This window comes from Candidatus Hodarchaeum mangrovi, from assembly GCF_975850365.1.
The window spans coordinates 1-20914 of the sequence record NZ_CDLCQJ010000015.1 but is presented as its reverse complement, the minus strand read 5'-3'; the positions used below and the strand labels follow the sequence as shown (position 1 = coordinate 20914).

General features: G+C 32.5%; 22 protein-coding genes. 12 read left to right on the top strand and 10 right to left on the bottom strand.

Annotated elements, in window-relative coordinates; all coding sequences use genetic code 11:
* Positions 1-57: 57 nt before the first annotated feature.
* Both ACWVCY_RS01905 and metG read right to left on the bottom strand, forming a co-directional pair.
* Complete coding sequence (locus tag ACWVCY_RS01905) at positions 58-1185, bottom strand: hypothetical protein (RefSeq protein WP_455139935.1); 1128 nt, start codon at positions 1183-1185, stop codon at positions 58-60.
* Positions 1186-1245: 60 nt separating this feature from the next.
* A complete protein-coding gene (gene metG, locus ACWVCY_RS01900) occupies positions 1246-3336 on the bottom strand; it encodes a methionine--tRNA ligase (protein ID WP_455139933.1) in 2091 nt (696 codons plus the stop codon).
* Between the two features lie 1245 nt (positions 3337-4581).
* On the opposite strand from metG, the gene ACWVCY_RS01895 reads away from it, so the two are divergent.
* Positions 4582-5577: a radical SAM protein gene (locus ACWVCY_RS01895; protein WP_455139931.1), complete on the top strand. Its 996-nt coding sequence runs from the start codon at positions 4582-4584 to the stop codon at positions 5575-5577.
* 80 nt (positions 5578-5657) lie between these two features.
* On the opposite strand, the gene ACWVCY_RS01890 is transcribed toward ACWVCY_RS01895, so the two are convergent.
* On the bottom strand, positions 5658-5999 hold the full coding sequence (locus ACWVCY_RS01890) for a hypothetical protein (protein WP_455139929.1): 342 nt from the start codon (positions 5997-5999) through the stop codon (positions 5658-5660).
* Between the two features lie 206 nt (positions 6000-6205).
* Positions 6206-6346: a hypothetical protein gene (locus ACWVCY_RS01885; protein WP_455139927.1), complete on the bottom strand. Its 141-nt coding sequence runs from the start codon at positions 6344-6346 to the stop codon at positions 6206-6208.
* 248 nt (positions 6347-6594) lie between these two features.
* Between ACWVCY_RS01885 and ACWVCY_RS01880 the strand changes: the two genes are divergently transcribed.
* The gene (locus ACWVCY_RS01880; RefSeq protein WP_455139925.1) at positions 6595-6756 is read left to right on the top strand and encodes a hypothetical protein; all 162 of its coding nucleotides are present in this window, start codon (positions 6595-6597) and stop codon (positions 6754-6756) included.
* Positions 6757-6861: 105 nt separating this feature from the next.
* Here the strand turns inward: ACWVCY_RS01880 and ACWVCY_RS01875 are convergent, their stop codons facing one another.
* Positions 6862-7161 (bottom strand): hypothetical protein, encoded by a 300-nt coding sequence (locus tag ACWVCY_RS01875; RefSeq protein WP_455139923.1) that lies wholly within the window; start codon positions 7159-7161, stop codon positions 6862-6864.
* 245 nt (positions 7162-7406) lie between these two features.
* Between ACWVCY_RS01875 and ACWVCY_RS01870 the strand changes: the two genes are divergently transcribed.
* Complete coding sequence (locus tag ACWVCY_RS01870; RefSeq protein WP_455139921.1) at positions 7407-7862, top strand: ubiquitin-conjugating enzyme family protein; 456 nt, start codon at positions 7407-7409, stop codon at positions 7860-7862.
* A gap of 21 nt (positions 7863-7883) precedes the next feature.
* Here ACWVCY_RS01870 and ACWVCY_RS01865 read toward each other — a convergent pair whose 3' ends face one another.
* Entirely contained in the window at positions 7884-8900 is a 1017-nt protein-coding gene (locus ACWVCY_RS01865) for a hypothetical protein (RefSeq protein ID WP_455139919.1), read from the bottom strand.
* A 512-nt stretch (positions 8901-9412) separates the two neighbouring features.
* Between ACWVCY_RS01865 and ACWVCY_RS01860 the strand changes: the two genes are divergently transcribed.
* Positions 9413-10360 (top strand): MBL fold metallo-hydrolase, encoded by a 948-nt coding sequence (locus ACWVCY_RS01860; protein WP_455139917.1) that lies wholly within the window; start codon positions 9413-9415, stop codon positions 10358-10360.
* An 11-nt stretch (positions 10361-10371) separates the two neighbouring features.
* Here the strand turns inward: ACWVCY_RS01860 and ACWVCY_RS01855 are convergent, their stop codons facing one another.
* Positions 10372-10821, bottom strand: a complete 450-nt coding sequence (locus ACWVCY_RS01855; RefSeq protein WP_455139915.1) for a hypothetical protein — start codon at positions 10819-10821, stop codon at positions 10372-10374.
* A gap of 301 nt (positions 10822-11122) precedes the next feature.
* On the bottom strand, positions 11123-11515 hold the full coding sequence (locus tag ACWVCY_RS01850) for a hypothetical protein (RefSeq protein WP_455139913.1): 393 nt from the start codon (positions 11513-11515) through the stop codon (positions 11123-11125).
* Positions 11516-11748: 233 nt separating this feature from the next.
* Between ACWVCY_RS01850 and ACWVCY_RS01845 the strand changes: the two genes are divergently transcribed.
* From ACWVCY_RS01845 to ACWVCY_RS01830, 4 genes are all read left to right on the top strand, one after another.
* On the top strand, positions 11749-12312 hold the full coding sequence (locus ACWVCY_RS01845) for an ADP-ribosylation factor-like protein (RefSeq protein ID WP_455139911.1): 564 nt from the start codon (positions 11749-11751) through the stop codon (positions 12310-12312).
* A 168-nt stretch (positions 12313-12480) separates the two neighbouring features.
* Entirely contained in the window at positions 12481-13269 is a 789-nt protein-coding gene (locus tag ACWVCY_RS01840) for an RAD55 family ATPase (RefSeq protein ID WP_455139909.1), read from the top strand.
* 137 nt (positions 13270-13406) lie between these two features.
* Positions 13407-13646 (top strand): ubiquitin family protein, encoded by a 240-nt coding sequence (locus ACWVCY_RS01835; protein ID WP_455139907.1) that lies wholly within the window; start codon positions 13407-13409, stop codon positions 13644-13646.
* Positions 13647-13690: 44 nt separating this feature from the next.
* Positions 13691-14686: a HesA/MoeB/ThiF family protein gene (locus tag ACWVCY_RS01830; RefSeq protein WP_455139905.1), complete on the top strand. Its 996-nt coding sequence runs from the start codon at positions 13691-13693 to the stop codon at positions 14684-14686.
* Positions 14687-14740: 54 nt separating this feature from the next.
* Here ACWVCY_RS01830 and ACWVCY_RS01825 read toward each other — a convergent pair whose 3' ends face one another.
* On the bottom strand, positions 14741-15487 hold the full coding sequence (locus tag ACWVCY_RS01825) for a YIP1 family protein (RefSeq protein WP_455139903.1): 747 nt from the start codon (positions 15485-15487) through the stop codon (positions 14741-14743).
* A gap of 226 nt (positions 15488-15713) precedes the next feature.
* Here ACWVCY_RS01825 and ACWVCY_RS01820 point away from each other — a divergent pair, with 226 nt between their 5' ends.
* The 4 genes from ACWVCY_RS01820 to ACWVCY_RS01805 all read left to right on the top strand — a co-directional run bounded on the left by ACWVCY_RS01820 (position 15714) and on the right by ACWVCY_RS01805 (position 19769).
* Positions 15714-16781 (top strand): phosphatase PAP2 family protein, encoded by a 1068-nt coding sequence (locus ACWVCY_RS01820; protein WP_455139901.1) that lies wholly within the window; start codon positions 15714-15716, stop codon positions 16779-16781.
* A gap of 182 nt (positions 16782-16963) precedes the next feature.
* Positions 16964-18178 (top strand): Rab family GTPase, encoded by a 1215-nt coding sequence (locus tag ACWVCY_RS01815; protein ID WP_455139899.1) that lies wholly within the window; start codon positions 16964-16966, stop codon positions 18176-18178.
* Between the two features lie 225 nt (positions 18179-18403).
* Positions 18404-19138: a ubiquitin-conjugating enzyme E2 gene (locus ACWVCY_RS01810; RefSeq protein ID WP_455139897.1), complete on the top strand. Its 735-nt coding sequence runs from the start codon at positions 18404-18406 to the stop codon at positions 19136-19138.
* Positions 19139-19148: 10 nt separating this feature from the next.
* Positions 19149-19769: a hypothetical protein gene (locus ACWVCY_RS01805; RefSeq protein WP_455139895.1), complete on the top strand. Its 621-nt coding sequence runs from the start codon at positions 19149-19151 to the stop codon at positions 19767-19769.
* Between the two features lie 3 nt (positions 19770-19772).
* On the opposite strand, the gene ACWVCY_RS01800 is transcribed toward ACWVCY_RS01805, so the two are convergent.
* On the bottom strand, positions 19773-20914 hold a 1142-nt coding region (locus ACWVCY_RS01800; RefSeq protein WP_455139893.1), incomplete at its 5' end, for a hypothetical protein.

The window sequence follows — 20914 nt, the reverse complement described above, 5'->3', positions numbered from 1 at the left end:
TGGAATAAAATGCAGGAGATTGTTAAAAATTAAAAATAAGAAGAATTTTAGTTATTATTACGAAAAATCTCTGGGTAAACCGATTTGCTTGATTAAAATATTACTTAATTTGTCTGATCTAGGTCGTGATTCAATTAAAAAGTCCTCTAAATTGATTTCAACCTGTTTCAGGTGAATTCGTTCGTCAGGGAGTAAATTCTTTTTAAAAATATGATATTCAAAATATTTACAAAGTAATTGAGGTGCTCGTGCCATCCAGTGAATTTCTTCATCTGAAAGTTTCCTAATCCTAAATATAGTTTTGTTTATGCGTGGATCGAAAATATCAGTATTATTGTGAATAATTGCTGTTAGATAACTCCTTCCTTTTGTAATTTCATCTTCTTCCATCCAAATATCAGATCCCAAGGCCCACATTTCATAATCGATCCCCCATATTTGTGTTGCCTTCTTTTGATCATTAATTCTAACAAGATAATTTCCTACATTCCGATCTGGATCATTTAACCAAATATCAAATGGTAATAAATAATACCCATCATTTAGTCTTTGAATTTCTTCGAATGCTACATCAATACCTGTTGCAACGGAATCAATGTACTGGTCTAAATTAACGCTTTCTGGAATTTTTTCGATAAGAAGTGCTAGTGGGCTTGAAGAAACCTTATCGTTAGATTTTTCGCTTAAAATTTGCTCAAATCGCGAAGAAGTTTCAAGTGAATAAGGATCACGTTCTGAATATTGATAATACTCGTCTGCAGTTTCAGGAGCTCCTTCATCATCAAAAATAACCACATCTTCTAAAGGGAGAGAAGTTTGAGGGGAAAGATTAAAGTCTGATATCACCTGAGAGGTAATGATGATAACTTTAGGAACATTAAGACGAAGTTGTTGAGCTAGACGCGATGCAGTTAATTCATTTAAAATACGCCAAAGATGCATTCTCTCTTGATTAACTTTAGGAGATTCTTCAATATCAACTTCAAGATCTTGAATTTCTTTTAATTCGAAATCAATTATGTTCGAAAAAATTTTTAGTAACCATTCTCCTCCATACATATCTTTTAGTATTGTTGCATGTCCATGTTGTCCTGCGATCTCCATAACTTGCTCTGTTAATTGAAATTGATTAACAATATTGGATTTTGTTGATGAATCAAAAATTCTTAAATCCCAATCTATCATACAATCAATCCAGCATTTTGAAAGTGAGTGGAAAAATGGAGGTTTGGGCAGTTAAAAAATTTAGCTAATTCGAGTTCCATTGGAAACTTCAATGTCTGGAACAAGAAGCCCTAGTTTTTTTCCATCAACCGCAGCAAGTAACATACCTTCGGATTGAACCCCTCTAATTGTTGCAGGTTCCAAATTAATAATCACTACAATTCGTTGTCCAATTAATTTCTTAGGCTCTCGGAACGTAGCGATACCAGCCACTATTTGACGATTTCCAACCTCCGAACCGAGATTAATTTGGAGTTTTAACAGTTTATCTGCTTTAGGAATTTTTTCAACAGCTATGATTGTTCCGATTCGAATATCTATTTTTTGAAAATCCTCTAAAGGGATTAAGTCTGATTTTTTGGTTGTAGATTTAATTGTTTTATTAGATTTCATTTTTAATTTCTCCTCTCTAAGCTTTTTAAGTTTATTTTGAAGTTCTAGTATTTCTATTTTAAAAAATAGAGGTTCGGATTCTTTTACTGTTGTACCAGGTTGAAGAATTAATTTTCCTGCGTTCTCTAATAGTTGATTGTGAACTTCTCCTTCTTGATTCAGAATAGACCATAAAGTTGTACAAATACTTGGAAGAATAGGAGCCAATAGAATCGCCAAAGATCGAAGTGATTGGGTACAGAGTGAAAGAGTCGTTTCAACAGAGATTTTATCAGTTTCAATAGTTTTCCAAGGTTCTTTCAAACTAAGATACCCATTAGCTGCTCTTGTAAACTCAATAATAGCATTAACAGCTTTTCTGAATTCAAATTGGTCAAAATATTCTGCAACAGTATCAGGAATCGCGTTAATTACTTCAACAAAATCACGATCATCCTTATCTAATCGATGACACTCTGGAATTTTCCCTTCAAAGTACTTATGTAGTAATACAAGTACACGATGAATATAGTTTCCCAGAACATCATTTAGATCACTATTTATCCTTTGTTCAAAATCTTCCCATAAAAAGGTCGAATCGCGTATTTCTGGTCGTGTAGCAGCTAAATAATAACGCCAATAATCAGTAGGTAATAATTCAGCAGCATCATCAATCCAGATGCCAATTCCTAATGATTTACTAAATTTTTGTTCATCGAAAAGTAAGAATTCAGTTGTACTAACATTATAAGGAAGAACAAAGGGAGCTCCATAACTATCTTTTACGCCTAAAAGTAAGGCAGGAAATAGAAGTGTATGAAAGAAAATATTGTCCTTTCCAATAAAAAATATAGTTCGTGTTGATTGATCTAACCAGTATTTCTTCCAAAAATCTGGATCATTATATTTATTAACTCCTAATTCAGCTGAAGCTGAAACATACCCTAGAACAGCTTCTAACCAAACATAAATAGACTTTCCTTCAGCTCCAGGAATAGCTTTATCTGCAGGAATTCCCCAAGATAGATCACGAGTTAAAGTTCGTGGTTTTATTCCTTCCTCAAGAATATTTTCTGAGAATCGTCTAGCATTTTCAGGAAGTTGATGATTTTGACGAATGTACTTTTCTAGAATCTCTTGAAATTGAGAGAAATCATAATACCATTGAGTAGTAGGTTTAACTTTTGGAGATTTTCCACAAATTTTACACAGTGGATCAAGTAGCTCAATGGGATTTAGAGGCTTACCACAGTTTGGTGCGTCACATTGATCCCCTCTTGCTCCCGCAGTTCCACAATAAGGACATTTTCCCTCAACAAAACGATCTGGAAGAAATTGTTCGTCATACTCACAATAAAGCTGTTCAATTTCCTCTGAAAAAATATAACCATTCTCATAACTTCGGTGATAAAAATCTTGTACCCACTTATAATGAAAAGGATTAGCAGTCTTGCTATAATTAAGATTAATATTCCATTTCTCCAGTAGTGATACAATTTTTTCATGATTTTTCTCTACTAATTCTTGAGGTGAAACTCCTTCATTTAGTGCAGCAACAGAAATAGGGGTTCCATGACAATCAGATCCTGTTGCAGAAATTACATCTGCACCACGAAGAGTAAGGTACCGAACATAGATATCAGCACCCAATAAATGAAGAACTGTCCCAAGATGAGGAACTGCATTAACATATGGCCAAGCAGAACATACTACAAATTTCTTTCCATAAAAGCTTTCCAATTTTGTCACATCCTATGGTATTATGACAGATTATTGAGGTTAACCACCTTAAACACAATAAAAGATTATAATTAGAAATAAAAGTAAACAAAGCTAAAGACACCAATGACAGGCGAGATCGCAGTACAATAGATCGTGGTAATAAGGAGGGATATTCATAAAGGAAGCATTTGGTAATCCCACACTGAAATTCGCCTCAAAAAACACTCGTAAATTGAACATATAAAAAAATTTCGAAAAAGATTGGTAAAGAGGAACCAGATTATGAAAAAATAATGAAGATAGATTGAGAAAAGCCACAGAAGAAGTAGAAGATACCAAAAAAAAAATTAGAAAAGGAAGAACAAAACGACTTTTTCGAATTGAAAAGCAAAAAACTATATTAAGACAAGAATGATAAGCTTAAAATGATGTCAAGTATTTGTACAAGACATCATAATGCGCCGAGAGGGCGAAAAAAGAAATAAAAAACATGGAATTCTGCAGAACAGGAAATTCTTTTCTAAAACTGCAGGATTCCCTCCCTCCCCCCTCCTAACATATTATCTACTTCTTCATTCTTATTAAAAATAAGTTCTTCAGCTATGTAAACTTTTACCTAAAGCAACAACATAAAATATTTTTTCAAAGAGAAATTTTTTCTAAAACAACCATGATTAAACAATCTATTTATCCTAATGTAATTTATATTTCCTAACATAATAGACAAATTCTCGTCGCTGAAGTTAAAGATGATATTAGAAACCTTATTTTCTATCGTCCTCTGGGAGGGGAAATAAAATTTGGTGAATCTGCGGAAGCAGCTTTAAAAAGAGAGATACTTGAAGAAATTTATGAACCTATTTATTAAATCAAACATTTGGGAATCCTAGAAAACATCTTTAGGTACCATGGAGTGAAAGGACATGAGATTGATTTTGCATTTGATGGAAAATTTCACAATATTCATATTTATACTAAAAATGAAATAACTGGATTTGAAAAAAATGATGGGTGGGGAAATTTTAAGATAGTCTGGAAATCCATTTCATTCTTTTTTACCAACCCTGAAACTCCATTGTTTCCGGCTGGATTGATGAAGATATTAAATAAAAGCAAGAGAAAAAAATAATTTCCTACAAAGCATAATTTTTATTTGCTTTTATTTTCATTTTACTTAAATATTTAAATATCAAATGTTGTTTTAGTAGTATTGTGTCTATAAACTGTCTACTAGAATCTCAAAATGTATCACAGGGAGCATGCTTGACCTGTACTCCCTTGGGAAAATATCTACCAGCATGTCAAGTAACTTTGAAAAGATCAAAAGATTCTTCTAAAGGACTTTATTCCCGTTTAATTAAATCTATGCATCTTTCCCGTCCTGAAGATTATTTTTCGATATATCAAAGTGGGTGTAATCATAATTGTTTGAAATGCCATAGCTCCGATTTTACTAAACATGTCAATGGCATATGGTATAGCTCCGATATGTTAGCAAAAATAAGTGTTCAATATTTACAGGAAGTAACAGTCTTTGAACCTTTCGATCGCGCAACTATGTATCATGCTGAAGATCTATGCCATCATTGTGGGTCATGTGTTTTATTTGGAGTTAGATCAAAGTATTGTCCCCAGAAACTGAGAAAATCACAGATAGCTCTTTCACCTCAAGGATTTGGTCCTGCTAGAAATATTATTGCGTTTACTGGAGGAGATATCTCTTGTCATCCTGCTTTCTATGCTCAAACTGCAACGAAAATTAAACAATCTTCACAGAATCGCCTTTGGGTATTATTAGAAACAAATGGTTATGCTTTAACTCGTAAAAATCTTCTTGTTCTTAAGGAAGGAGGTATCGATGCGTTTTGGCTGGATATTAAAGCTTTTAACAAACAAGCTTATCAGAAACTTTGTGGAGTTCCTTCTAATACAACTGTTTTAGGCTCTCTCGATCTTATGAAGGATTTAGAATTCACTGTTGAGGTTTTAACACTTTATATACCTGATATTGTAGAATCTGATCAACACAAACAGATTGCCAAACTAATTAGTGAAATAGACCCTAAAATCCCTACAACCTTGTTAGCTTTCTTTCCTAGTTATCAACTAAATAAACATCGTTCTCCTAACTTTAAAGAGATGTTGAAAAGCTATTTCGTCATGAAGGGGGAAGGATTGATTAATCTTCGACTTGGAAATATTGGTATATTTGCTAAAACGCCAGAAGAACGAGAGATTTTATTTAAGATAAAATGGTGAGTTTATTTTTCTTTGTTATTTTTGAGCTTACTTAATCTCCATTTATAAAATAACCAAGACTTTATCATTGATTCTCCTTTTTAATGTCCAGAAATATTATTTAAAAAAGGGAAATCATTTGGTTGAACATGGAGAGCCATTAAAATTTTAATTGGATCATTACTCATCCATTCATCAAACCTAACGATACCTGTACTCGTTGGGTTAAAAGATTCTTTCGAAATTACATATATCATCCCATCAATCCAAGGTTTTTGTAGAAGACCAGCTTTCTCTAATGAAAAAAAGTAGTAATGACTCTCTTTTTGCTGATTGTGCTGAATTTTTATACATGCATTGCGAATACCGCCTTTATATATCTTTTGATCTAAAATCGCAAAAAAATATAGGCCATATGGCGTCTCCTGATGCAAAAACAGCATTTACAGCATTTCCTTTGTAATCTGTTTGCTTTTGAGGTATGAGAATTTCCAAATTTTTTTGGTTTGATCCATGTAATAACATTTTTTTCGTTTTTAGGATGAAATAAAGAAATTTAAATTTGGGAAATGGAATTTCAGTTATAAGACTAGGAGTATTTTCCTGACTTAGATTATTTTGAAAGATATGTTCGAACAAAAGTTCTTGCTCAGAATCCAGCTTTAACAGTGGTTGAGAGAGAAATATCTTTTTCAATAAAAATATGAAAATCTTTTTTTTCAATATTTGGAACAAATTTCTCACAGTAATTCTTATTTATTTCATCTGCAATATGTAGAACTGGACTCATAAATTTTATACTCTATTTTAAGGCTATTTTATATTCTTTATTCGTATAAGAATTTAATACACCCTATTTTAAAGGGAGATTTCTTTCATTTAAGCTATGAATTTTCTTTGAAAAATTTTTACTAAATCAATTAAAAAAGTAATAAGCGCAATACAGAGGTATGAAATGCCTTTATCAATTAATTAAACCATTATTTATTTCGTAATCCAACTAGTGGATTGCACTTTTATGGAGAAAAGGTAAGAAGAATGGCTGGTAGAATACAAACTCCTAAAGGAGTACAGGGTAAACCTGATATTTCTTCATCAGGAAAAGTGGATATAAAAAAAATGGATCAAATTCACCCATTAGAACAAAAGTATGGAATTGAACCTAAGATTGATCCAAAAGACTTATGGAATTGGCATTAAGAAGAAAGGAAGACATTTAATAATAGTGACTTTTTTCTTTCTTTATTTTTTATACCCTTGAGTTAATTAAAATACAAAAACCATTTCAATCTCCAAATGCAGCTATTATTTTTCCCGAATGTATTTGTTTCCTTCAGATGCAAGGATCAAAGTAGCAGCAATATCTAATACTAGATCTCCAAGGGTCTTAAAGTCTTCCATTTTTTCTGACATGGTTTGAATCATTGCTTTATATACTTTATATTGTTTTTCAAGATCAAATCTTGAATATATGCTTGCATAGGCTAGAAGAGATGCTATTCGGGCGGTTCTTTTCAGATCTTTTTTGAACCGTTTATCATCTTCTTTCATAATTTCCTGCAATTGAATAAATCGTTCAACTATATCTATATATGCCTCAGACATTTTCTTTATTCCTCATTTTAATTGAAATAACCTATACAAATATGAAATCTTTGCCTAAAGATATATTGAAAAGGATTTCTTTTAATCAGAAGTAAATATCAGAATTTGCTTTAAAAGCCATTTTTAAAATTCAATTAGAAATGTGTATATAATACCATAATGAGTGTATTAAATAAGCTTTTGAGGCAAAATAGGCTATTTACTATAGTCTTAACAGTCATAGATGCAGGATGACGATTTAAAAAATGCTTACTGAAGAAGAATGGCTTGACCGTTTAGCTATTGAGGCCCAAGAACTAACAAGAGAACAACCTACCTTCCGAACAGTGAATAATGATTTAACCCATTGGCGTGGAGAAATCTTAGGATCTGGACTATATGAAGGAGGAGTTTTTTTAATCGAAATTAAGATACCACGCCGTTATCCATATGAACCACCCCATATTCGTTTTAAAACACCCATATGGCACGTAAATATATTCAAAGAGAAAGTTTGTGTTGGTATCCTTGGGAAAGAATGGAGTCCTGCATATAGTTTAGTTCAAGTAATAGAAACAGTACGCTTTCTATTAAATGCCCCAAATCCAGATGATCCCTTGAACGGTGCTGCTGCAAGAATGTGGAAAAGAGATCCAATTAGTTTTAAAAAACAAGCCATTGAGTATGTAAAACAATATGCTCATTGGAGCCAAGAGCATTAGAATTTCTGGTATTTTATGCTTTTATACCCCGCGGTGAATTTCTCGTTTAACAGTGTATTTCGGTGGATGCTCTAGACGGGCAAAAATTCTTTCTGCCCTCACTTCACGTTTAAGATTATCAATCCATTCAACATCTTCTTCATTTGACAAACCCCATATGAATAAAGCTTTTTTATATCCGCTTTCCTCGTACAATCTCGAGCTTCTAATGGCACGAATTAAAGAATCCCATCCTGGGGTATTGGGTTCAGGATACATTGGCGAATAAGGCATTAAATGATAGATTATATATCCGCTAATTTCAATTATCTTATCAAGATTGATCCCAAAATGCCTGTAGAATCCCTCACTCCAATCTGTTTCTGGATCTACAGGAATAATCATGCCAACATCAAGTTCTGGACGTTCTGAACGTGCCATTTCAAGAGTTTCACGAAAAGCAGTTGTAATTAATTCTGATCTCCATTCCTCAAACATTCTTTGTATTTGTGGATCTCTTTGGATATCAATGTAAGTTGTATCAAGCGATACTCCTGAGATTTCTGAAAATTTACGAATGGATCTTCGAGTAAATGAATATTCTTGTCTTGGATATAGGAACTCTTGGAAAATTAAACTTTGGATAGGTTGACGAGCTACTTCTCGTGCGATATAAATCATGTGTTTCCAATAACCTTCTACTGCAGGATCGATATAATCATGTATTCGTGTTCCATCTGATTTTCCTATTGAATAATTTGGATCTTGTCCTAGATAAGAATCTCCAAAAGCATAGGAAATTGCATGTGTTCGCATTCCAAGATCATTTGCTAGTTCTGTGAAGTCTGTAAAGAAATTCTCATAATGACGATCACTTGGTGCAGCACCTGAGCGATATGTGACTAATCCATCCTCCTTTTTACAGACTAGAGCGACTTCCTCAACAATTCCTCCATACTCAGCAAGAAATGCATTAGCTCCCTTCTCTGCTGGGGAATCAGGAGCAGTAGGATCAATAACTGGTATATATTTCTTATCAACTATTTCATCAATATTCATAATCCTTACTCATCCTTTGAATTAATTTTTTTTAGGTAATTAAATCTTTATATAATCATATAATTAGAAATAGGTAATGATTTGAATTGAAGCGTCCTAAAAAGCTAAATAGTAAGATGTTTTATTAAAAGATTCCTATTTTAAATTCTTTATGTAGTTACTTTTATGGATTAAAAAGAATTTAAAGGAAAAAGATGAGTAGGTTCTTCAGAAAACGAGAGAATTTTATGAATGTTCTTGAAATAATCAATTTCAAGCTATAATTAAATCTAAACGTTTATTTTATTTATTTTTAAATAAAAATTTTCATTCAGATATTTGATTTTATACTATTTTAAAATTGTCTATGATAATAGAGACTTTAAATCATTTTTTTTGACCTTCAAGAAACGTTTAGAAGAAATAATTGTAAAATCTATCATTTATTCGACATTTTTTCTCCCCAATCGCAAAAACTTAATAATCAAATTTATTGAATGGATCTAAATAAATAAAATCTGTGGTGAGATTCAATGGTAGAATTTATTGAATGGGTATCAGGAATATATCAAGTAATTGGTGACAAAGGAAAAAAAGGCGAATTATTCTCTAGTTATTTAATATTAGGTGATGAAAAGATCGCAGTTATCGATATTCCTTCACATTCGATTGGAAAGGAGATCATCAAGTACATTAAGAAAGCAGGTCGGGATCCGGGAGAAATTTCATATCTAATTTTAACTCATACTCATCCTGATCATTGGGCTGGTATGAATGCTTTTGCTGAAATAAAACCACAAGTTTGGGTTCATGAATTAGGATTAGAAGCTTTGAAAGAGGGCCAAAAGTTCATTTTAGAGAAGCAATTTCCTTTTGTTTCAAAATTTAATTTAGCAATGAAGTCTTCTCTCTTATCCAAAATTGGTAAAGTAAAGGAGGAATTAGTATATACTTTTAATAAAAGTGAAACCCTTGATCTTGGTGGGGAGGAATTAATATTACAACATACTGGTGGACATTCTGCCGATTCCATAATTATTCAAGCTTATAGGGGAGAATGTACATTCATCGGAGATGAAGGAAACATTTATCCAGAAAATTACTCTGCTTTTTTCATCGATAATACTGGAAGCTCTATGAAACGAGCCAAAGTCTTGGACCTATTGAGTAAAATCAAAACAGAGAATATTTGTCCAACTCACCAAAGTCCTGTACCAAAACCATTTGACTTATACGTCCATAATCTGACTTTTGAGCATAAACACACAAAAGATACTATTTATGATGTCTTGTTAAGTGTTGGGGAGGCAAAAATTCGTTATATAGCGGAGGAATTTTGTAAGATTCTCGGTATTGACTGGAACACACCTTTTGATGAATTAGGGGTTGAAGAAACAACTGCCACAGCTTTTCTCAGAGAGTTAGAAAATGAAGGTTTAGTTGAATATGAATCTCATTCACTAAGATGGAAGATCATATAATTCAGAAAAAATTATTCTAAAAACCAAGCTGATTTCTCAATGACGTCAATATCAAGCGAAATCCATTTTTTATCCACCGTTTTTATATTCGACTCAATAATCAACCGTATATATATAAAAATTTCAGGATCATAGAGATAGATATCCCAATTAGATCCTTGATGGATCAAAAATTCATTAAAGGTATGATGAGTATGATCAGTAATTAAACCCTCCGTAATATTGTATGATAAAATTTCTCCATTGATATTAAACAAATTTTTTGAAATTATTTCTTGAAGATTTGTATATATGCCAATATGAGTTGAAGAAGGGAATATATTCCATGTTACAATAATATTATTATGTGATCTTCTAATTTTAACTGGTTTTACTAGGCCTCGATCAAAATTCATTTTATTCAAGAGATTTTCAATATCTGAAATGATTTCTTTAATAAGTCCAGGTAGATTAACGTTCATTCTCACAATTTTCCTTTGCAGACAGGACAATAATCTTTTTTTTCAAGCCATTGAAGGAGATGATCTCTGTGAGCTATTCGATGGCAATGCCTACATTGCATATGATTCCGTATATCTTTTCCTTCAACTTCAACAGGCTTCCAACAAATCATACATTGTTGAGGTTGAGAAAAGGGATTCCAGTCTCCAATAGTCCTAGATTTTAATTTTATATCATTATTTAAAGAATTTAAAAATCCTGATTTTGGTAAAAAAATAGTTTTTTTTGAAGGTGCTTTTTCAATTGTGCGTTTTTTTATAATTATTTTTCTTGAATGGATTTTCTGAACACCTCATGTTGTAATTGTTCTAGTATTCCAGCTAAATCATTTTTTAAAGCTATTAAATCAGTTTTTTCTATGAATAAGTGCTTTTGAGTTAGATCTTGGGTATTATCAATAGATGCTTCCAATTTTGCTAAATAAACAACTAATTTTGTAATTGATTCACTTAATTCTTTCATTTGAGTATTATAGAATTCCAATTTTTCAAAAATACTTGTAATAGATTTATTAATTTGTGATAACGAAGTATTTATACTGTTGAAATCATTATAAGTTGCATTCAACGCTGTTTCCAATCCTTTTATTGTTGGAACATCACCTTTTGGAGTTTTCAGAGATTCAATCTCGATTTCTCGAGTATCATCAGGCATTAAAATTCACATATTATTTTTTCTAATACAAACTCATAAATCTTGTGAAATGAAGTTAGAAGTATACCTAAAAAAGCTTTTTTTGTGATTTATCGGTACAAAAATATTTAGTCAGTTTTTTAAACTTAAAAACCTGATTAAAACGTATAAATCTTTGACTTAATGTTTCGTCTCTAAAATCTAGATTTTTTTGCTTCTTTCTTGAAAAAGGCAACAGACAGGATAATATATATATGGAATTACCATCTAAAACAATTTATTCAGTTGTTTTATTAGGAACTAGTGGTGTAGGTAAATCTTCCATCGCATTTTATCTTGAGCATGGTTATCCTCCACCTAGCAACATCAGGCCTACAATTGCTTTCGGAATTAGTCATGTTGTTTTAGATGGATCAGTTATCAGTTTAATTGATGTTGGGGGTCAGAGGAAATTCCTAGATATGCGTTATCATGAAAGATTTGTCAAAAACGCAGATGGATTGGTCTTTGTTATTGACAGTTCCCGTCGTGATTTTAAATATGATGAACAATGGTTACAAGATGCGTTGGAACTTATTTCTGAAAATATACCGATTCTTATTATAGCTAATAAGCAAGATTTACCAAATGCTCTATATCCAGACTTTTTTAAAAGGCATTTTTTACTTCAAAAACTTCAAAAGAGAAACTACTTTATTTTTGGAACAGTAGCAGCTGATCCTGGTGGAATAAGAAGTGGTGAAAATTTGGAATCAGCATTTCGGTACTTTATTGAACAGCTAGAAGCTAGTAAGCAGAATATTAACTATCAAAAGTGATTTTGATTTCTATAGTATATGATAATAATTAAAAAAATAGATAGAAGATTATAATACCATACAAATTACCTTTTATATGAGATTAATATTCTGAATGGGTAATGAATAATATTTCACCGTAGGTTTCACTTGGAGATAAAATATTCTGATTTTTGAGAGTGAGATTCATTGTTTGAACGTGTGCGCGTAACAACAGGAATACCATTTATTGATGCTTATACTCAAGGTGGTTTTATCAAAGGAACTACTAATTTGCTAATAGGACCTGCAGGAGCAGGTAAGACAATTTTTGGATTACATTTTCTCTTTGATGGAGCTCGTCGAAATGAAAATGGATTATTAGTAGCAATGCAAGAACCACCATGGGCTATACGACGAGATGCAAGTTCTTTTTCTTTTTTCGATCACAATTATTTTGCAGAACCTGAAAAAGTAATCATGCTTGACTTTACGCCATCTGGATGGGAATTATGGGATCCTGATAGTCTTTCGTATAGTGAGGATACTGAATTGATGTTGGATGTAGAAGGGGTTCCCTATGATGAGACATCATTACCTACTTTCTTACATAAAATTTTTTATTTAATATCCCAAAAAGTAGAGGAAAAGAAAATTGAACGAATAGTAATAGATCCCCTAGCTGCATTTAGATTTTATGATTATGGAAATGACTATGGTTTTTTAAGAAAATTAGCAACTGGATTTTTGGCAAATATTGCTGCCTTAAACGTTACTACAATAGCAATATCAGAATTATCAAGTACCTCTGATCATACTTTGTTTGGAGAAGAGTATATCGCCGATTCTATTTTTCATCTTGATATGCTTTCTGTTCGTGGGGAAATGATGCGAATCCTTCGAATCACTAAGATGCGTGGTACTAATCACACGACTAAAACTCTACGCTATGAAATTACAAATGATGGAATCAGTTTTATTGAACCAGAAGATGATTAAATCTATCCTTTCGATTAGAAAAAATTCGATAGAGTTATTTAGTATATAATTTGTGTACCCCATTCCATATATTTTAAAAGGCAGAGATGAAGTGTAACTCACAAATCTTTTACAATGCGAATATTTGAGTGAAGAACATGCAAATCACTATTGTTCAGGCAATTGGCGGTAGAGAAATACCTCTTGAATGTGAAATGACTGATTCTATAGCAGCAATTAAAAGAAGAGTTGCTAGTGAAAATAGAATCCCTCCAGGAACCGTTATTCTAGTCTTTCAAGGAAAACAACTTGATGAGAGCGAAACTTTAAAGACAGCTGGGATTCAAGAACATGATAAGCTGTACATGATTACACGAACCACTGGTGGGAAAAGGTAGAAATTTAAGATTCAGAGAAAGACGTGCATCCGCGGGCCTAATATATGACTGATCGCTATGCACGTCAATTATTGATTGAAAATTGGGACCAAACAAGAATAAAAGAAAGTACAGTTACTATTGTTGGTCTTGGAGCTCTAGGAACAGTTGTTGCTGCTTCACTTGCAATGGCTGGAGTAGGAAAATTAATTTTGATAGATTTTGACACAATTGAAGTAAGTAACCTTAATCGGCAACTTTTCTATTATGAGGATGATGTTGGAAAACCGAAGGTAAATGTTGCCGCTAAAGCACTGAGAGCCATAAATCCTTCTATTGAGATTGAAGTAATAAAAAATGCAATTGAAAAAGTACCTCATGATCTTTTAACAACATCTAATGTTATAGTTGAAGGATTAGATACATTTAAAGTTCGTAGATGGTTAAATGCGTTCACAGTGAAAGCAAAAATTCCTTTGATATCTGGAGGAATGTATGGATTCCTCGGTAATATCCAAGTTGTCATTCCTTATCATACCCCGTGTTTAGAATGTCAATCTTTAATCCCAGAACAGGAGCTACAAAAAGCTTGTACACCTTTTGGTGAGGGAAGAAAGGAAATTCGGGAGGTGGTTGAAGAAAAAAAATTTATCCCATCTGTATCCAGTGTCTCGTTAGTCATTGGAGGATTAATGGCACAAGAGGCCTTAAAAATTATCAATGGCATCCCAACAATGAATAATTTCTTATTTTGGGACGGAGAATCTGGTCAATTCACATCTGTACCACTCAAAAGGAGAAAAACATGTTTTGTATGCTCCGATACCTATCATTTAGACATTATACCAGTTTATTCTTCTAAAGATCAAAGATTTTCTGATTTTATTGAACAATTAAGATATTCTTTTAATCTTGGGCTTGAAATAAAAATCCTGTACGAAACCCAACATATGGTTATAACAGATGCACTAATGGGAACTGAATTTCATAACGGAGAAATATTTCGGGTGATTGATCCTTCAATCCCAATGCCATTAAAATTTAAAATATATCTGAATTAATTATTTCATCAATTGATTGAATATTCACTTTCAAATTCTAAGTCGACGAATGTTTTACAGTATCAAGGGGAGTAGATAGAAGATAATAAATAATAATGCCATTAAACCACTAATTGAGTAGGAATATGGCTCGCTTAGAAGATGGGATGCCCTTAATCCGTTTCCACAATGGTAAGCAGCCAAAGCAATGAATGGGAGATATAAAAATTCGAAAAGTATGAATTGATCTGAAGTTATTGAGGTTATACTACTGATTGGTGGTCCGATAAGAACAATAATAAGACTGATGATGAGTGATCCAGAAATAAGTGGACTTACTGAGTAGCCAACAACGCTCATTGTTTCCCGATATCCTGCTTTTCCCCCTAAAGTTTTTGCCAGAAGCCATATAGCAGTACTAAGGATAAACCAAGCAAAAAGAGCTAATAAAAAGAAGGCAGGCCAGACAACAAATGGAAAAAATAAAGCATACCAGAAATGAAAATCATGCCAGGTGGTGCTTGAGACTTTAATAGCATAAACTCCAATTCGACTCGCATAAGCCATTGATACCAGTATTAAAGTTAAAATTGCCCCTCTTCTGTCAGGATTAGCCCCAACCTCATTGAATAGTCCTTTACTTTGACGAGGGTCAAAAAATCCTCTCCAAATACGAGAAAAGCTTTCTTTAAAAGTTATTCGGACTCGTTGGGCGGCTTTAACAATCTTAGTCAAATCGAATCCACAATAAGGACAAAGAATATATCCTGCAGGACTTCGTTCACTACAATTAGGGCAAACTAATGATTCAGATTCTGACATTGGGAAATCTTCACCTGTAAATAAATCTTAGACAGCATTTGAATGGTTAATAGCAATAATTTTTGAGTTAAAAATATAAGATCAATATTACATTTGTTAAGAACTGTGTTATTTAAAAGCTGTGTGAAATTGAAAAAAACAGGATAAAATTAAAATTATCAAGTTCAAGCTTTTAGGAAATTAACCAAAAGATACCCCAACTTTATCTAAGAAAAAGCTTAAAAAAATGGTAATTGAGCGTTTTGAAAGAATTTTCAGTGTCAAAGCAATAAAAGGCTGTGATAAATTGTCTGATCTAATCCTTGGTTTATTTGGTGAACAAATACTCGAATTTATTCAAAGCTTTTCTAATGATATTATAGATTTTTACTTTGGAGTTGTAACCACATTTGGAAATACACTACCAATTCTTATAGTAATGGTACTACTCTATTATACTTATAATAAGGAATATATGTTAAAAATAATTTATCTAATTACGTTATCAGCTTGTTTAAACTCAATATTGAAGATATTTTTTCATAATCCTCGTCCTTATATATATGATGAGAAATTTAAGGTTACTACACAAATATTACGAGAAACTACGTGGAGTGCTAGTGGATATTCATTTCCTTCTGGACATTCTCAAACTCAAGGAACCTTATGGGGATTTGTTTTCCAGAAATATAGGAATTTTTCAATTCTAGTTTTAGGATTAGTATTATTAATATCCATACCTCTCAGTAGAAGCTATTTAGGTGTACATTGGCCTAGTGATATAATTATTGGAGTTGTCGTTGGTATTCTGGTAGCTTTATTGTATGTTCAAATTGATAAGCGATATGGAAGTTATTATACACAAAAATCAGACAAAGTAAAGATATTTTTGGGCTTTTTAAGTAGTATAATCTTAGTTATTCTAGGATTTGGAGTTGTTTATTTAACTACTTTTCTATTTGGAAGTGCACTCGTTACAGATCTTTGGAACAACAGTGATTTAGGAGTGTACCCTGGTATCTTTGGTGGAATTATAGTTGGAAAGGTTTTTGAAGACCAATATATTAATTTTAAAATCTATGGAAGGCAACCAGTAAGTTTACTCATACGAATAATTATAGGATTCACTTCAGTTGTATTACTTTACTTTTTTACGGATAAGGTTTCTGGATTATTTGAAAATTCTCAAAGTATAGTACCTTGGGTGAGTACTTTAGTAGACTATTGCTCTTATTTCATTTTAGCTTTTACTTTAGCTCTAATTATCCCTTGGTTGTTTACAAAAATTGAGTCAGTTTTTTTAAAAGGTAAATAAAGTTTAACACTTAATTTGGAATATATTGTGGAATAAATCTTGGTCATATCAATATTGATTAATTGAACTGTAAGATTTTAAGAGAGAAGTGAATTCTTGATTAACAAACGCTTAAAGAGCTTAAATGCATTTCTTAAATTAAAATTAGAATTCGCTAGAAAAAACTCCGGAGAATTCGGTCAATGAAAGAAAAACTCTCGTCCTTTAATACTTTACAAAGAAAAAAGAAACAATCTCTAGAAGACCGAGTTTTAGACGAATCAATTGCCAGTGAAATGGAAGAGTTTCAGTTAAAAATTCAAGTTGACTTGGAAGAAGCATTGTCAGGACGTAGCGATTATTTAAATTTATTGCAAACTGTTTATTCAGAGGGGGAAATGGCTAGTAAAAAAGAAATAGAGGAATTTCGCAAATTTGGGTTAGAAAAACCAGAAAAAGTAGAAGAAATTCATTTCATTTCCTGCTACAAACAGAATGGCAAATGTTTATTTGAATTTCCCTCTGAGGTTAGCAACGATTATAAAGAAACTACTGGTTTTATCTTAAATGCAATTAATAATTATGTTCATCACAAATTAGGTAAAATGCTTGAGGAACTTTCCCTTGAAAATCAAACGATACATTTCTTCATCATTCAAGATTTTATTATTTCAATCATAACCTCTAAATTTGTACCACGTGATAAAGCAGCTCCTTTAGCTTTCCAGATTGTTGAAGTCTTGAAGCTTTATCCAGAGCAAATACCTTCAATTAATAAGGAATTAAGTAGAGCATTAGAGCAGTTAATAGAGTCTGCAAAAGCCAATTTTGTCCAAGAAGAGCACACTCTAAAAATAATATTAATTGGTGATGGTGCTGTTGGGAAAACATCCATTCGTAGACATTATCTTGGAGAAGGCTTTCGACATGATTATCAAATGACTATTGGGGCTGATTTGGCAGCAAAAAAATCATCTTTGATTTATGCTGGTGGAAAAAGAATTAAATACGTAATCTGGGATTTAGCAGGGCAACCACGGTTTGATGGAGTTCGTATGGCTTATTATACTTCAGCAATTGGAGCACTTGCCGTATTTGATGTTACCAGACCTGATAGTTTTCAGAATATTGTTTTATGGATGAATGAGCTCTGGAAGAGTAATGGACGTGGTCCTGTCCCACTTGTGATTCTTGGAAATAAAACTGATCTTTGCGATGGTACAATTCATTGTGTCTCTGAAGAAAAAGCAAGAATTTTTGTTGGTCGTTTATCACAAATTTCAAAGCAATATCGTGGATTTAAAATCTATTATCTCCCAACAAGTGCAAAGACAGGGTTAAATATCGAATATGCGTTTGAACTTTTGGGACAAGAATTATTAAATTTCCTAGCAAATCCTTTAAAAAAGAAAAATTAAATTAAATATTCATTGAAGAAAAAAAATTAAATATTTCATGTATTAAGAAACCTGTGAGGTAATAAATCCTTAACAAAGGATAATTAGGAATATTCCCATTCCTTATTGTGAGTCTTTTTTAAGGTTCATTAAATTAAATATACATGATCTGAATCGTTTAAAATACTCGAAAAAAACCTCCTCAGATTGGTATTGTAAATAAAACCGAGGTTAGGAGTTAAAAAAATGGATAGAGACTTTATACTCGCGCGTGAAGCACAATTAGTTTATTCCAACACTGCTGCATCAGGTTTCAATCCTGTTGAGGATTCTCTTGCCAAATGGCAAGGCACTTTGACATATACAACGAATCGTGGTCGAAATATGTTCACCTTTGAGATATTTCTACCTGAATATTTTCCTAATGTTCCTCCTGTTGTCACAGCAGTGGGTTGGATGGATCATCCAAATATCGATGAGGATGGATTTGTTCAATTACGAATCTTAGAAAATTGGCGGGCGGAATTTCATTTATATCAAGTTGTAATAGCATTGAAAAATCTAATGTCCCGTGTTCCACCTGCTCCACGTGGTGAAACTGCTAGATCCGTACGGGATACTGTAATCAAAATCACAGAGTCACCTCCTCGTTATATCGAACCTACAGTTAATGCAGAGACCGATTCGTTACGTAAAGAACTCATCAGTTTAAACCAAACTCTACAGGAAAAAGAAGAAGAGCTAGCGAGATTGCGTGCACGACAGATGGTTCAAACTGAAAGTTCAGGCGAGGAAAAACGACCCCAAAGATCAGCCAAGGACGATTTAGAATCAGAACGTATAGCAATTTCTGAATTATTAGCCTCTCTTGAGGATCGTTATGCAGCTGGAGAAATATCAATTTTTGAATATTCCCGTCTGTATAAAAAATATTCCAAAGACTTATACTTAATCCGAAAAGAACTTGATTATATAGGATAAGATGACACAAATGACCTTTCCACCGAATTTAAAAAAACGATGGGAACTAGAAGCTAGACTTTATGCTGATATTGGTACACTTGATCTTCTTTCACGAACATTTGAGAAAGGTGAAATTGATCCAAATATCTATCATAGGCAATTCAAAAACCTTTTATCCAGTATTGTTGAAACTCGGGCAGCACTAGACCAATACCATTTCAATTTGGATGATTTCATCAAAAAAGAGGCAATGGAGTCCAAATTTCCTTTCGGTTTAGAAAAAGTACGAAGAACTGAAGGTGATGCTGATAATCCGTTGAATCAAATCGATTATAGCCAAATAAAAAGATTGCCAGCAATTGCTGCTGATTTTGTGGCCAATACAATCGAACTCCTAGACTTACTACATTTAGAGGCAATTGCAACAGTAGATCGAATATTACCATATTTAGATGAATTAGCATCTATATTAACTAATCTTAAAATATATGGAAAAGATCATTGGGTAACTCAAGATATAAGTCAATGGATTGGTTGGATGGATCGCCAAAAACCAGGTCAATTATTAAAGACTGATGAGCTTAAAAAACTTGAATTACAGGCGTCCCGTTGGTTATCAAATTTCAGACGGGAATTAACCAATCTATAAAGTCTATAAAATATTTGTTTTTCCTGTTCTGATTAGTAATTCTGTAATCTCCTCATTCAATTTTGCTAATTCCAGCTCAAATTGTCTTACGAGATCGAAATATTCGCGACTATGGACTTTTTTTCTTCCTTCTTTCAACTCTTGCAAAGCTTTTTCATTTGCTAGTTTTCGAATTCTTAGATCACGAAGTCGATCTTGCAAAACACCAATCACGAATTCTGGATCTTTATCATGTTGGTTTGGTGTTTCAGAATGAATTTTTGCATCTCTACTGGAATCTATCTGAAAATTTAAAGCATTTAATATTTTTTCTTGATAATTTTCTGAAGACCAGTCCCGAAAAGGTTCATATATATATAACTCACTTGGTCGTCCATAATAACTTACTTGAAGTGAATCAAAGATACGTAATAAGATAGTAGACTCAGCCCGAAGTATGTAATCCTGTTGGATTGTCGTTATTGATAATTCATCTCGTTTAAAGAATCCTGAATTCGATTTTTGTACATCAATTAAATCTTCAGGAGGAAATTCATCAAAAATAATTGCTTTATTACTAAACACTTTATAACGTTTATTTTGAAGCATCACAATACGATCAGTAGTAATAGCAAGGTCAATTGTTTTCTTACGGCTTCTGTTTTTCTTAAGATCAATATCTGAAAAGTATCCAATCCCTAGTTCTCCTGGAACTAGGAAGAATATATCAAAACAACTCGATAATTTTTTTGCCATGTCTTCAAACGAATTACATATAGTTTCAAGTTCGTGAATTAAATCTTGAATAGGATCGAGTTTGGTTTGGACGGTTTGGTCAAAACTTGTAATTTGCTTTTCAAAAAGAGTGAATTGCATTGAAATATTTCGAAGATCGGAGAATCCTGAATCGAATCCAAGAACAGAACGATATATACGATGTAATTTTTCTGAATAAGAGAAAAACTCCTCCAAAATGAAATTTTCAATTTTTTTTGTCTCTAAGAAAATCTTGTCTAAATGATGACGTGGGATTAAGAACTGTTTTCGAAGAGATCGGAGGCGTAATTCTAACTGACCTGTTCTTTTAAGGGCCACCACTGGTCTATATGCCATTTGTTTAAGCGAACGTTTAAGTTCAAAAACGTGTTCTAGAGATTGGGCTGTAT

What these genes read in the sequence shown, in the direction of transcription:
- ACWVCY_RS01905 (WP_455139935.1), bottom strand. Translation starts at nt 1,185, where the DNA reads ATGATAGATTGGGATTTAAGAATTTTTGATTCATCAACAAAATCCAAT.
- ACWVCY_RS01890 (WP_455139929.1), bottom strand. Translation starts at nt 5,999, where the DNA reads ATGCTGTTTTTGCATCAGGAGACGCCATATGGCCTATATTTTTTTGCG.
- ACWVCY_RS01885 (WP_455139927.1), bottom strand. Translation starts at nt 6,346, where the DNA reads ATGAGTCCAGTTCTACATATTGCAGATGAAATAAATAAGAATTACTGT.
- ACWVCY_RS01880 (WP_455139925.1), top strand. Translation starts at nt 6,595, where the DNA reads ATGGCTGGTAGAATACAAACTCCTAAAGGAGTACAGGGTAAACCTGAT.
- ACWVCY_RS01875 (WP_455139923.1), bottom strand. Translation starts at nt 7,161, where the DNA reads ATGTCTGAGGCATATATAGATATAGTTGAACGATTTATTCAATTGCAG.
- ACWVCY_RS01870 (WP_455139921.1), top strand. Translation starts at nt 7,407, where the DNA reads ATGCTTACTGAAGAAGAATGGCTTGACCGTTTAGCTATTGAGGCCCAA.
- ACWVCY_RS01865 (WP_455139919.1), bottom strand. Translation starts at nt 8,900, where the DNA reads ATGAATATTGATGAAATAGTTGATAAGAAATATATACCAGTTATTGAT.
- ACWVCY_RS01860 (WP_455139917.1), top strand. Translation starts at nt 9,413, where the DNA reads ATGGTAGAATTTATTGAATGGGTATCAGGAATATATCAAGTAATTGGT.
- ACWVCY_RS01855 (WP_455139915.1), bottom strand. Translation starts at nt 10,821, where the DNA reads ATGAACGTTAATCTACCTGGACTTATTAAAGAAATCATTTCAGATATT.
- ACWVCY_RS01850 (WP_455139913.1), bottom strand. Translation starts at nt 11,515, where the DNA reads ATGCCTGATGATACTCGAGAAATCGAGATTGAATCTCTGAAAACTCCA.
- ACWVCY_RS01845 (WP_455139911.1), top strand. Translation starts at nt 11,749, where the DNA reads ATGGAATTACCATCTAAAACAATTTATTCAGTTGTTTTATTAGGAACT.
- ACWVCY_RS01835 (WP_455139907.1), top strand. Translation starts at nt 13,407, where the DNA reads ATGCAAATCACTATTGTTCAGGCAATTGGCGGTAGAGAAATACCTCTT.
- ACWVCY_RS01830 (WP_455139905.1), top strand. Translation starts at nt 13,691, where the DNA reads ATGACTGATCGCTATGCACGTCAATTATTGATTGAAAATTGGGACCAA.
- ACWVCY_RS01825 (WP_455139903.1), bottom strand. Translation starts at nt 15,487, where the DNA reads ATGTCAGAATCTGAATCATTAGTTTGCCCTAATTGTAGTGAACGAAGT.
- ACWVCY_RS01820 (WP_455139901.1), top strand. Translation starts at nt 15,714, where the DNA reads ATGGTAATTGAGCGTTTTGAAAGAATTTTCAGTGTCAAAGCAATAAAA.
- ACWVCY_RS01815 (WP_455139899.1), top strand. Translation starts at nt 16,964, where the DNA reads ATGAAAGAAAAACTCTCGTCCTTTAATACTTTACAAAGAAAAAAGAAA.
- ACWVCY_RS01810 (WP_455139897.1), top strand. Translation starts at nt 18,404, where the DNA reads ATGGATAGAGACTTTATACTCGCGCGTGAAGCACAATTAGTTTATTCC.
- ACWVCY_RS01805 (WP_455139895.1), top strand. Translation starts at nt 19,149, where the DNA reads ATGACCTTTCCACCGAATTTAAAAAAACGATGGGAACTAGAAGCTAGA.